The sequence below is a fragment of the Vibrio sp. V43_P6S15P86 genome, assembly GCF_009904725.1.
Lineage (GTDB): Bacteria > Pseudomonadota > Gammaproteobacteria > Enterobacterales > Vibrionaceae > Vibrio > Vibrio diabolicus.
Genome location: NZ_WXWT01000334.1, coordinates 1 through 11,191, shown reverse-complemented (window position 1 = coordinate 11,191; position 11,191 = coordinate 1). Strand labels below are relative to the sequence as shown.

Here is an 11,191-nt window from a genome sequence, read left to right as displayed (position 1 = left end):
GTGGGTAAAATTGTAGCAATCGCCAACCAGAAAGGTGGGGTCGGCAAAACAACAACGTGCATTAACTTAGCGGCTTCGATGGCGGCAACAAAGCGCAAGGTTTTGGTGATCGATCTCGACCCGCAAGGCAATGCTACGATGGCCAGTGGCGTGGATAAGTATATGGTCGATGCCACCGCATACGATCTTTTGGTCGAAGATACACCGTTCGATCAAGTCGTATGTACCCAAACCACAGGGAAGTATGATTTGATCGCGGCGAACGGTGACGTAACCGCGGCAGAGATCAAATTGATGGAAGTGTTCGCTCGCGAAGTGCGTTTAAAAAATGCATTGTCGTCAGTTCGCGATAACTATGATTTCATCTTTATTGATTGTCCTCCTTCTCTAAACCTTCTTACAATCAATGCGATGGCGGCAGCTGATTCTGTGCTGGTGCCGATGCAATGTGAATACTTTGCGTTAGAAGGTTTAACTGCTCTTATGGACACAATCAGCAAGTTAGCGGCTGTGGTTAATGAAAACCTCAAAATCGAAGGTTTACTGCGTACTATGTACGACCCGCGCAACCGCCTATCGAATGAAGTGTCCGATCAACTTAAAAAACACTTTGGCAATAAAGTTTACCGTACCGTCATTCCGCGTAATGTGCGTTTGGCCGAAGCGCCAAGTCACGGTAAACCAGCGATGTACTACGATAAGTACTCTGCAGGGGCCAAAGCGTATCTTGCTCTAGCGGGCGAAATGCTCCGCCGCGAAGAAATCCCAGTTTAACTCTAACCTAAGGAATTCAATCCCATGTCTAAGCGTGGTCTCGGAAAAGGACTGGATGCGTTATTGTCGACCAGTTCGTTTGCTCGTGAAAAACAGCATATTGCATCGCATAGCCAAGAATTATCGGCAGACGGTGAGTTAACCGACTTAGCGATTGGTCAATTGCAACCGGGCGTATACCAACCGCGTAAAGATATGGCGCCTGAAGCGCTAGAAGAATTAGCGGCTTCGATTCAGTCACAAGGCATTATTCAGCCAATCGTGGTTCGCCAGGTTGAAAGTGGTCAGTTTGAGATCATCGCAGGTGAGCGCCGCTGGCGTGCGGCAAGGCAGGCTGGTTTAAAACGCGTGCCGTGTTTGGTGAAGAAAGTCGAAGACCGCGCGGCGATTGCGATGGCGCTGATTGAGAACATTCAACGTGAAGACTTGAATGTGATTGAGGAAGCCCAAGCGCTTGAACGTCTACAAGATGAATTCACGCTGACACATCAGCAAGTGGCCGATGTGATTGGTAAATCAAGAACGACGGTGAGTAACCTATTACGTCTGAATCAGTTGGAAGTTGATGTAAAAGGTCTGGTTGCAGATAAAAAATTGGAAATGGGTCATGCTCGAGCTCTGTTAGCGTTAGAAGGCGAACAGCAAGTCGAAGTAGCTCAACAAGTGGCTAAGAAGCAAATGACTGTTCGTCAAACCGAACAGTTAGTAAAAAAGTGCTTAGCCCCACAAAATGAGCAAAAAGGGCAACAAGAGGATACCGAAGCCGAGCAAATGTCGCATAAATTGAGTCAGCTGCTTGATGCAAAAGTTTCTCTTACCCGTTCTGCAAACGGAAAAGCGAAATTGACGATAAGTCTTGATGAGCCTCACAAATTGGACCAACTAATTGCCAAGCTTGAGGCCTAGATGAGATAATTGATTTAGGTCAATTAATCTAATTAATCGAATTTTGTGCGAAAGTTGTCGTTTTGTAAACAAAACTGTAAGTTTTTGATGCAATCGAATTGCTTTACGTTGAACTGAACGTATAATTTTCGCCAATTTCCCAGCACAGAGAGTTTAGTGCGAAGTGGATATTACTAGAGGTACGAATACATGGTAGCTGCGTTAGCTAGACCAGGACGAGAGCTCGCAAGGCAATTGTTAATGATCCAGTCTGGCGCGGTTATTTTTGTGGCAGCAGGAATGGCGGTAGCCATAAATCCTGACTGGGGATTTTCAGCGCTGATTGGCGGAGGCATTTTTGTTGTTGCCAATGCAGTATTCGCGCTGTGTGCTTTCATGTTTAGTGGGGCTCGCGCTGCCAAGCGCATCGCGGCTTCCTTCTATACGGGTGAAGTACTGAAAATTCTCATCACGGTTGCACTGTTCTATGTTGCCTACATGTATATGCAGGTGGAACTTGTTCCCCTCAAACTAACCTATTTGCTGGTACTAGGTATTAATATCTGTGCACCAGTGCTATTCATTAACAACAAAAAATAGGATGAGTTATGGCTGCGCCAGGTGAAGCGCTAACATCGTCCGGTTACATTGCCCACCACCTTTCTAACCTATCGCTGTATAAGTTGGGTTTAGTAGGGTCGGAGACAAGTTTCTGGAACGTACATATCGATAGCCTGTTTTTTTCTTGGTTTACTGGTTTAATCTTCCTCGGAATTTTTTACAAAGTAGCGAAGAGAACAACAGCGGGTGTACCGGGTAAGCTTCAGTGTGCTGTAGAAATGATCGTTGAATTTGTCGCCGATAACGTCAAAGACACGTTCCATGGACGCAACCCACTGATCGCGCCTTTAGCACTGACTATCTTTTGTTGGGTATTTTTGATGAACGTGATGGACTTAGTTCCTATCGACTTCTTACCGTACCCAGCAGAACATTGGCTAGGTATCCCTTACCTTAAGGTTGTACCGTCTGCTGATGTGAATATCACCATGGCTATGGCTCTAGGCGTTTTTGCATTGATGATTTACTACAGCATCAAAGTGAAAGGTCTAGGTGGATTCGCAAAAGAACTTGCACTACATCCATTCAATCACCCACTTATGATTCCGTTTAACCTACTGATTGAAGTGGTATCGCTACTGGCGAAACCTCTATCACTTGGTATGCGTCTATTCGGTAACATGTTCGCGGGTGAGGTTGTATTCATTCTTTGTGCGGCAATGCTACCATGGTACTTACAATGGATGGGTTCACTACCGTGGGCAATCTTCCATATCTTGGTTATTACGATTCAAGCCTTCGTATTCATGATGTTGACAATTGTTTACCTGTCAATGGCACACGAAGATCCTGATCATTAATTTTTTTAAAGCTTTTTATTTGGGCACTAAGCCAACAACTATAAATTGGAGATAGTAATGGAAACTTTACTGAGCTTTTCTGCAATCGCCGTAGGTATTATCGTCGGTCTTGCTTCTCTTGGTACAGCGATTGGTTTCGCACTGCTAGGTGGTAAATTCCTAGAAGGTGCTGCACGTCAACCAGAAATGGCTCCTATGCTACAAGTTAAGATGTTCATCATCGCGGGTCTACTTGATGCGGTTCCAATGATCGGTATCGTAATCGCGCTACTATTCACTTTCGCAAACCCATTCGTTGGTCAACTAGGTTAATCACCTTTAACTCGGGACGAGCGATTAGCGCTTGTCACTGATTAACACTAAGTCCAAATAGAGGGGTAGCTGTTGTGAACATAAACGCAACTCTGCTAGGTCAAGCAATCTCGTTTGCACTATTTGTGTGGTTCTGCATGAAGTATGTATGGCCACCATTGATGAAAGCGATCGAAGAGCGTCAGAAGAAAATTGCTGATGGCCTTCAAGCAGCAGAACGTGCTGCGAAAGACTTGGATCTAGCACAAGCCAACGCTTCTGATCAATTGAAAGAAGCGAAGCGCACAGCAACTGAGATCATCGAACAAGCGAACAAGCGCAAGTCTCAAATTCTTGATGAAGCTCGCGAGGAAGCTCAGGCAGAACGCCAGAAAATCCTAGCGCAAGCAGAAGCAGAACTTGAAGCTGAACGCAATCGTGCGCGCGATGACCTGCGCAAACAAGTTGCTACTCTGGCTGTAGCTGGTGCTGAGAAAATCCTTGAGCGTTCTATCGATAAAGATGCGCAAAAAGATATTCTCGACAACATTACTGCAAAACTTTAAGTCTGGGGGCGCATATGTCTGATTTGACTACTATCGCACGCCCCTATGCTAAAGCAGCCTTCGACTTTGCTTTAGAGAAAGACCAGTTGGACCAATGGGGCCAAATGTTATCTTTTGCTGCTGAAGTGGCCAAAAACGAACAAATGAACGAACTTCTAACCGGTTCGGTTTCTGCTGATAAAATGGCAGAGATTTTTGTTGCAGTTTGCGGCGAACAAGTTGATACGCACGGTCAAAACCTTTTGAAGGTGATGGCTGAGAATGGTCGTTTAGCGGCCCTTCCTGATGTTTGCACAGAGTTTTACACTCTGAAGAAAGAGCATGAGAAAGAAATCGATGTTGAAGTCATTTCAGCGACAGAACTTTCTGATGAGCAACTTGCAAACATTGGCAGCAAACTTGAAAAGCGTCTTGAACGCAAAGTGAAGCTGAATTGCAGTGTAGATGAGACCCTACTTGGTGGGGTTATTATTCGAGCCGGAGACCTAGTCATCGATGACTCAGCGCGTGGTCGTTTGAACCGCCTGAGCGATGCATTGCAGTCTTAATGGGGATTGGAGCATGCAACTTAATTCCACGGAAATTAGCGATCTAATCAAACAACGTATCGAATCTTTCGAAGTTGTTAGTGAAGCTCGCAACGAGGGTACTATCGTATCGGTAAGCGATGGTATCATCCGCATCCACGGCCTAGCGGACGTGATGCAAGGTGAAATGATTGAATTACCGGGTGGCCGTTATGCACTGGCACTTAACCTTGAGCGTGACTCGGTTGGTGCGGTTGTAATGGGCCCATATGCTGACCTTAAGGAAGGCATGAAAGTTACAGGTACTGGCCGCATTCTTGAAGTGCCAGTTGGTCCAGAACTACTAGGCCGCGTAGTAAACACGCTGGGTGAGCCTATCGATGGTAAAGGTCCAATCGAAGCGAAAATGACTTCGCCTGTAGAAGTGATCGCACCAGGTGTAATCGACCGTAAATCGGTAGACCAACCTGTGCAAACTGGTTATAAGTCAGTTGACTCAATGATCCCAATCGGTCGTGGTCAGCGTGAGCTTATTATCGGTGACCGTCAGATTGGTAAAACAGCACTGGCGATCGATGCGATCATCAACCAGAAAGACTCTGGTATTTTCTCTATCTACGTAGCAATTGGTCAGAAAGCATCGACTATCGCTAACGTAGTTCGCAAACTAGAAGAGCACGGCGCACTACAAAACACTATCGTTGTAGTTGCATCAGCTTCTGAATCTGCAGCGCTGCAATACCTAGCGCCATACGCAGGTTGTGCGATGGGTGAATACTTCCGCGATCGCGGTGAAGACGCACTGATTGTTTACGATGACCTATCTAAGCAAGCGGTAGCTTACCGTCAGATCTCTCTACTACTTAAACGTCCACCAGGCCGTGAGGCATTCCCAGGTGACGTATTCTACTTACACTCGCGTCTACTAGAGCGTGCAGCTCGTGTAAACGAAGAGTACGTAGAACGTTTCACTAACGGTGAAGTGAAAGGTAAGACTGGTTCATTGACTGCTCTTCCTATCATCGAAACTCAAGCAGGTGACGTTTCAGCATTCGTACCGACTAACGTAATCTCGATTACCGATGGTCAGATCTTCCTACAAACTGAGCTATTCAACGCCGGTGTTCGTCCAGCGGTTGACCCAGGTATCTCAGTATCTCGTGTAGGTGGTTCAGCTCAGACGAAAATCATCAAGAAACTATCAGGTGGTATCCGTACAGCACTAGCTGCATACCGCGAACTAGCTGCATTTGCTCAGTTCTCTTCTGACCTTGATGAAGCAACGAAGAAACAGCTAGACCATGGTCAAAAAGTAACAGAACTAATGAAGCAGAAGCAGTACGCTCCAATGTCTGTATTTGACCAAGCTCTAACTATCTTCGCGGCAGAGCGCGGTTACCTTGATGATGTAGAACTTAACAAAGTTCTAGATTTCGAGGCGGCTCTACTATCGTACGCTCGCGGTCAATACGCTGAACTAGCAGCTGAGATCGACAAGTCTGGCGCTTACAACGATGAAATCGAAGCTCAGTTGAAGAAACTGACTGACGACTTCAAAGCAACCCAAACTTGGTAATTAGGTCGGTGGCAGTTTCTGCCACCAACTAACGGAGAGTAACGATGGCCGGCGCAAAAGAGATACGTAATAAAATCGGTAGTGTTAAAAGCACGCAGAAAATTACGAAAGCGATGGAAATGGTAGCAGCTTCAAAAATGCGTCGTTCTCAAGATGCAATGGAAGCTTCTCGTCCATACGCTGAAACAATGCGTAAAGTGATCGGTCATGTGGCTAACGCAAACCTAGAGTACCGTCATCCGTACCTAGAAGAGCGTGAAGCTAAACGTGTTGGTTACATCATCGTTTCGACAGACCGTGGTCTGTGTGGTGGTTTGAACATTAACGTGTTCAAAAAAGCCGTTACAGACATGCAAGCATGGAGAGAGAAAGGTGCTGAGATTGAGCTTGCCGTTGTTGGCTCAAAAGCAACAGCTTTCTTTAAACATGGTGGCGCAAAAGTTGCGGCACAGGTTTCTGGCCTGGGTGATAACCCAAGCTTAGAAGACCTAATCGGTTCTGTTGGCGTAATGCTGAAGAAATACGATGAAGGTGAACTGGACCGTCTATACGTAGTATTCAACAAGTTTGTGAATACTATGGTTCAGCAACCAACGATCGATCAATTACTACCTTTGCCTAAATCGGACAGCGAAGAGATGCAGCGTGAGCACTCATGGGACTACATCTATGAGCCTGAGCCAAAACCTCTACTGGATACGCTACTAGTGCGTTACGTAGAGTCTCAGGTATACCAAGGTGTGGTTGAGAACCTTGCTTGTGAACAAGCGGCTCGAATGATTGCGATGAAGGCTGCAACGGATAACGCAACCAACTTGATTGACGATTTGGAACTTGTGTACAACAAAGCCCGTCAGGCTGCGATCACACAAGAACTATCGGAAATCGTTGGTGGTGCAGCTGCGGTTTAAGCTTAGGTAAAACGAAATAGTTTAGAGGATTAACGATGGCTACAGGTAAGATCGTACAGATCATCGGTGCGGTAGTCGACGTAGAGTTCCCACAGAGCAATGTACCTAGTGTATATGACGCTCTAAACGTAACGGACTCAAAAGAGCGTCTAGTTCTTGAAGTTCAACAACAGCTAGGCGGTGGCGTAGTTCGTTGTATCGTAATGGGTAGCTCTGATGGTTTACGTCGTGGAGTTGAAGTGGTTAACACTGGCGCTCCAATTTCAGTACCAGTCGGTACTAAAACTCTAGGTCGTATCATGAACGTCCTAGGTGACGCGATTGATGAGCGTGGTGAAGTGGGCGCGGAAGAGGTTTACTCTATCCACCGCAGCGCACCAAGCTACGAAGAACAATCAAACGAGATCGCACTTCTAGAAACGGGCGTTAAAGTAATCGACCTAATTTGTCCATTCGCTAAGGGTGGTAAAATCGGTCTGTTCGGTGGTGCTGGTGTAGGTAAGACCGTTAACATGATGGAACTTATCAACAACATCGCACTACAGCACTCAGGTCTATCCGTATTTGCGGGTGTTGGTGAGCGTACTCGTGAAGGTAACGATTTCTACTACGAGATGCAGGAAGCGGGCGTTGTAAACGTTGAGAAGCCTGAAGAATCGAAAGTAGCGATGGTTTACGGTCAGATGAACGAGCCACCAGGTAACCGTCTACGTGTTGCACTGACTGGTCTAACAATGGCAGAACGTTTCCGTGACGAAGGTCGTGACGTACTACTGTTCATTGATAACATCTACCGTTACACACTTGCAGGTACAGAGGTATCGGCACTGCTAGGTCGTATGCCTTCTGCGGTAGGTTACCAGCCAACTCTTGCAGAAGAGATGGGTGTACTTCAGGAGCGTATCACGTCAACGAAATCAGGTTCTATCACGTCTGTACAGGCGGTATACGTACCTGCGGATGACTTGACTGACCCGTCTCCAGCGACAACGTTCGCGCACTTGGATGCGACGGTTGTACTTAACCGTAACATCGCTGCAATGGGTCTATACCCTGCGATCGACCCACTAGATTCAACATCTCGCATGCTTGATCCACTAGTAGTTGGTCAAGATCACTACGAAGTTGCTCGTGGCGTTCAGCAGACACTTCAGCGCTACAAAGAGCTGAAAGACATCATTGCTATCCTAGGTATGGACGAGCTATCTGAAGAAGATAAGCAAGTTGTATCTCGTGCACGTAAGATTGAGCGTTTCCTAACTCAGCCTTACCACGTAGCAGAAGTATTTACAGGTGACCCTGGTATTTACGTACCTCTAAAAGAGACTCTACGTGGCTTTAAAGGTCTACTAGCTGGTGAATACGACGACATTCCTGAGCAGGCATTCATGTACTGCGGTAGCATCGACGATGCTATTGAGAATGCGAAGAAGCTATAAGGCTAACTAGGAGGCGATATGGCAGCAATAACCTTTCACCTAGACGTAGTAAGCGCTGAGAAGAAAATCTTCTCTGGTCGTGTTGAAACGTTTCAGGTGACCGGTAGCGAAGGTGAACTTGGTATTTTCCATGGTCACACACCGCTGCTGACCGCTATCAAGCCTGGTATGGTGCGTATTGTGAAACAGCACGGCCACGAAGAAATCATTTATGTTTCTGGTGGTATGGTAGAGATTCAGCCTGGTACAGCGACTGTACTGGCTGATACCGCTATCCGTGGTGAAGAGCTAGACGCAGCGAAGGCAGAAGAAGCCAAGCGCCGAGCTGAGGAGCAAATCCAGAATCAGCATGGTGACATGGACTTCGCACAAGCGGCCAGTGAACTGGCTAAAGCCATTGCTCAGCTACGAGTTATCGAGCTGACAAAAAAGCGTCGCTAAGCTCAATTAGCAACGTTGCATGACAAAAGGCGGCCAAATGGTCGCCTTTTTGATTAATTTTAGTTGGAAATTTACCTTACTCCATTAACTATTTTAAAAGAGCTGTTTAAAATAACGGCCAATTAACATAAAACGTCAATAGGTTATCAATGAAATTCAGTGCTGTGATTCTTGCTGCGGGTAAAGGTACCCGTATGCATTCGAACATGCCTAAAGTGCTACACACTTTGGCAGGGAAGCCAATGGCAAAACATGTGATTGATACATGTACTGGTCTTGGTGCACAAAATATTCACTTAGTATTTGGTCACGGTGGTGATCAAATGCAAACCACTCTTGCTGAAGAGCCAGTAAACTGGGTGCTGCAAGCGGATCAGTTGGGAACTGGCCATGCAGTTGACCAAGCATCTCCTCGCTTCGAAGACGATGAGAAAATCCTCGTGCTTTATGGTGATGTGCCATTAATCTCAGCTGAAACCATCGAGAACTTGTTGGATGCTCAACCAACTGGTGGTATTGCACTGCTTACAGTGATGCTTGATAACCCAACAGGTTATGGTCGTATTATTCGTAAAAATGGTCCAGTTGTTGCGATTGTTGAGCAAAAAGACGCAACGGAAGAACAAAAACAAATTAAAGAGATCAACACGGGCGTGATGGTTGCGACTGGTGGGGATCTTAAGCGTTGGTTGTCTGGCTTAAACAACAACAACGCGCAAGGCGAGTACTACCTAACTGACGTTATTGCAGCCGCACACGATGAAGGTCGCGCCGTTGAAGCTGTACACCCAGTCAATGCCATTGAGGTGGAAGGGGTCAACGACCGTGCTCAACTGGCTCGTCTAGAGCGTGCCTTCCAATCAATGCAAGCTCAGAAGCTACTAGAGCAAGGTGTGATGCTACGCGACCCAGCACGCTTTGATTTGCGTGGTGAGTTGCAGTGCGGTATGGACTGTGAAATCGACGTGAATGTTATCATCGAAGGTAAAGTATCACTCGGTGATAACGTGGTTATCGGTGCTGGCTGTGTACTGAAGGATTGCGAAATCGACGACAATACCATCGTTCGCCCTTACAGTGTTATTGAAGGTGCAACGGTTGGTGAAGAATGTACCGTTGGTCCATTTACTCGCCTTCGTCCTGGTGCTGAGATGCGTAACGATTCCCATGTGGGTAACTTCGTAGAAGTGAAAAATGCGCGTATCGGAGAAGGCTCAAAAGCGAACCATCTAACTTACCTTGGTGATGCTGAAATCGGTCAACGTACGAACATCGGTGCCGGTACGATTACTTGTAACTACGATGGTGCGAACAAGTTTAAAACCATCATCGGTAATGATGTATTTGTTGGTTCTGATAGCCAGTTGGTGGCGCCTGTCACTATCGCTGATGGCGCAACCATCGGTGCAGGCACGACGCTGACAAAAGATGTTGAAGAAGGCGAGTTAGTGATTACTCGCGTCAAAGAGCGCAAAATTAATGGCTGGCAACGCCCTGTAAAACAGAAATAAGCAGTACCTGCACTCTGTCGCTATATTGTCAAAGCCGCTCAACAAGAGCGGCTTTGTTGTTTCTAGCTAAAGGCTTCATCGTTAGTAACTGGGAATGGCGATGCGTTTTTCGAGCCAACGAACAGCTTGGGATACGAATAGAATGAGCAACAAGTACTCCAAAACGAGGAAGGTATAAATCTCTAGGGGTAAGTACTCATTCACCACCAGCTCATTGGCACGGCGAGTGAGATCGCTCAAACCAATCACACTAACCAAAGAACTCATCTTCAGGATATACACAAATTGATTTCCCAATGGTGGGAGAATTTGTCGAAACGCTTGGGGAAGAATTACCAAGTGCATCTTTTGCCAATAGCTTAAGCCCAAAGATTCAGCCGCTTCATGCTGGCCACGACTGATGGCTTGGATTCCGCCGCGAAACACCTCCGCCATAAACGCACTCTCAGCAATGGTCAGGGCAATAACACCCGCCCAAAAGTGATTGAGTGAGACATCCAACAGCGTTGGCATGCCGTAATACACCCAAAGTAGTAAGACTAAAACAGGCACTGAACGGACTACCTCGACATAAATGCGGTTGATCCACTTCAAGTAGGGAGAGTTCGACAGAGCCGGTAGGGCGATGATTAAACCTAATGTCATCGCAAATAACATACTGAGGAGTGATACTTGGATGGTGTCACTAAATCCGGCGATTAAAAACTTCAGATTGGTGAGTCCTTGCTCCGTGGAGGGATCGAGCACATACCAGCCCCATTGATAATCTGAGCAACCTGTGAGCAACAGCAGCGAAATCAGCCATAGAGTTCGAAAGGTCACATTTACTCCCTGAATTAACTAAAAAAC

General features: G+C 46.5%; 13 protein-coding genes. 12 read left to right on the top strand and 1 reads right to left on the bottom strand.

Features of this window, described 5'->3' with window-relative positions; translation table 11 throughout:
• The 12 genes from CAG69_RS14835 to glmU all read left to right on the top strand — a co-directional run bounded on the left by CAG69_RS14835 (position 1) and on the right by glmU (position 10,342).
• Positions 1-774 carry a ParA family protein gene (locus CAG69_RS14835; RefSeq protein WP_005383838.1) on the top strand — a complete coding sequence of 258 codons (774 nt, stop codon included), beginning with the start codon at positions 1-3 and terminating at the stop codon, positions 772-774.
• 24 nt (positions 775-798) lie between these two features.
• Positions 799-1,680 carry a ParB/RepB/Spo0J family partition protein gene (locus tag CAG69_RS14830; protein WP_017821562.1) on the top strand — a complete coding sequence of 294 codons (882 nt, stop codon included), beginning with the start codon at positions 799-801 and terminating at the stop codon, positions 1,678-1,680.
• A gap of 189 nt (positions 1,681-1,869) precedes the next feature.
• A complete protein-coding gene (locus tag CAG69_RS14825) occupies positions 1,870-2,259 on the top strand; it encodes a F0F1 ATP synthase subunit I (RefSeq protein WP_005378921.1) in 390 nt (129 codons plus the stop codon).
• 8 nt (positions 2,260-2,267) lie between these two features.
• Positions 2,268-3,080, top strand: a complete 813-nt coding sequence (gene atpB, locus CAG69_RS14820; protein ID WP_005378922.1) for a F0F1 ATP synthase subunit A — start codon at positions 2,268-2,270, stop codon at positions 3,078-3,080.
• 57 nt (positions 3,081-3,137) lie between these two features.
• Positions 3,138-3,392, top strand: coding sequence for a F0F1 ATP synthase subunit C (gene atpE / locus CAG69_RS14815; RefSeq protein WP_002540812.1), 255 nt, complete (start codon positions 3,138-3,140; stop codon positions 3,390-3,392).
• Between the two features lie 74 nt (positions 3,393-3,466).
• Positions 3,467-3,937 (top strand): F0F1 ATP synthase subunit B, encoded by a 471-nt coding sequence (gene atpF / locus CAG69_RS14810; protein WP_031780375.1) that lies wholly within the window; start codon positions 3,467-3,469, stop codon positions 3,935-3,937.
• A gap of 14 nt (positions 3,938-3,951) precedes the next feature.
• Positions 3,952-4,485 carry a F0F1 ATP synthase subunit delta gene (atpH, locus tag CAG69_RS14805; RefSeq protein ID WP_005394085.1) on the top strand — a complete coding sequence of 178 codons (534 nt, stop codon included), beginning with the start codon at positions 3,952-3,954 and terminating at the stop codon, positions 4,483-4,485.
• Positions 4,486-4,498: 13 nt separating this feature from the next.
• On the top strand, positions 4,499-6,040 hold the full coding sequence (gene atpA, locus CAG69_RS14800; RefSeq protein WP_005394084.1) for a F0F1 ATP synthase subunit alpha: 1,542 nt from the start codon (positions 4,499-4,501) through the stop codon (positions 6,038-6,040).
• Between the two features lie 44 nt (positions 6,041-6,084).
• On the top strand, positions 6,085-6,951 hold the full coding sequence (gene atpG / locus CAG69_RS14795; RefSeq protein ID WP_005394082.1) for a F0F1 ATP synthase subunit gamma: 867 nt from the start codon (positions 6,085-6,087) through the stop codon (positions 6,949-6,951).
• A 35-nt stretch (positions 6,952-6,986) separates the two neighbouring features.
• Positions 6,987-8,390, top strand: a complete 1,404-nt coding sequence (atpD, locus tag CAG69_RS14790; RefSeq protein ID WP_005383849.1) for a F0F1 ATP synthase subunit beta — start codon at positions 6,987-6,989, stop codon at positions 8,388-8,390.
• Between the two features lie 18 nt (positions 8,391-8,408).
• The gene (locus CAG69_RS14785; RefSeq protein WP_005378937.1) at positions 8,409-8,831 is read left to right on the top strand and encodes a F0F1 ATP synthase subunit epsilon; all 423 of its coding nucleotides are present in this window, start codon (positions 8,409-8,411) and stop codon (positions 8,829-8,831) included.
• 149 nt (positions 8,832-8,980) lie between these two features.
• A complete protein-coding gene (gene glmU / locus CAG69_RS14780) occupies positions 8,981-10,342 on the top strand; it encodes a bifunctional UDP-N-acetylglucosamine diphosphorylase/glucosamine-1-phosphate N-acetyltransferase GlmU (RefSeq protein ID WP_005394079.1) in 1,362 nt (453 codons plus the stop codon).
• Positions 10,343-10,423: 81 nt separating this feature from the next.
• Here the strand turns inward: glmU and CAG69_RS14775 are convergent, their stop codons facing one another.
• Positions 10,424-11,164 (bottom strand): amino acid ABC transporter permease, encoded by a 741-nt coding sequence (locus CAG69_RS14775; protein ID WP_006742913.1) that lies wholly within the window; start codon positions 11,162-11,164, stop codon positions 10,424-10,426.
• Positions 11,165-11,191 lie beyond the last annotated feature (27 nt).

Excerpts from the sequence above, each read along its gene's own strand:
- CAG69_RS14830 (WP_017821562.1), top strand. The coding sequence starts at position 799 with ATGTCTAAGCGTGGTCTCGGAAAAGGACTGGATGCGTTATTGTCGACC.
- CAG69_RS14825 (WP_005378921.1), top strand. The coding sequence starts at position 1,870 with ATGGTAGCTGCGTTAGCTAGACCAGGACGAGAGCTCGCAAGGCAATTG.
- atpB (WP_005378922.1), top strand. The coding sequence starts at position 2,268 with ATGGCTGCGCCAGGTGAAGCGCTAACATCGTCCGGTTACATTGCCCAC.
- atpE (WP_002540812.1), top strand. The coding sequence starts at position 3,138 with ATGGAAACTTTACTGAGCTTTTCTGCAATCGCCGTAGGTATTATCGTC.
- atpH (WP_005394085.1), top strand. The coding sequence starts at position 3,952 with ATGTCTGATTTGACTACTATCGCACGCCCCTATGCTAAAGCAGCCTTC.
- atpA (WP_005394084.1), top strand. The coding sequence starts at position 4,499 with ATGCAACTTAATTCCACGGAAATTAGCGATCTAATCAAACAACGTATC.
- atpG (WP_005394082.1), top strand. The coding sequence starts at position 6,085 with ATGGCCGGCGCAAAAGAGATACGTAATAAAATCGGTAGTGTTAAAAGC.
- atpD (WP_005383849.1), top strand. The coding sequence starts at position 6,987 with ATGGCTACAGGTAAGATCGTACAGATCATCGGTGCGGTAGTCGACGTA.
- CAG69_RS14785 (WP_005378937.1), top strand. The coding sequence starts at position 8,409 with ATGGCAGCAATAACCTTTCACCTAGACGTAGTAAGCGCTGAGAAGAAA.
- glmU (WP_005394079.1), top strand. The coding sequence starts at position 8,981 with ATGAAATTCAGTGCTGTGATTCTTGCTGCGGGTAAAGGTACCCGTATG.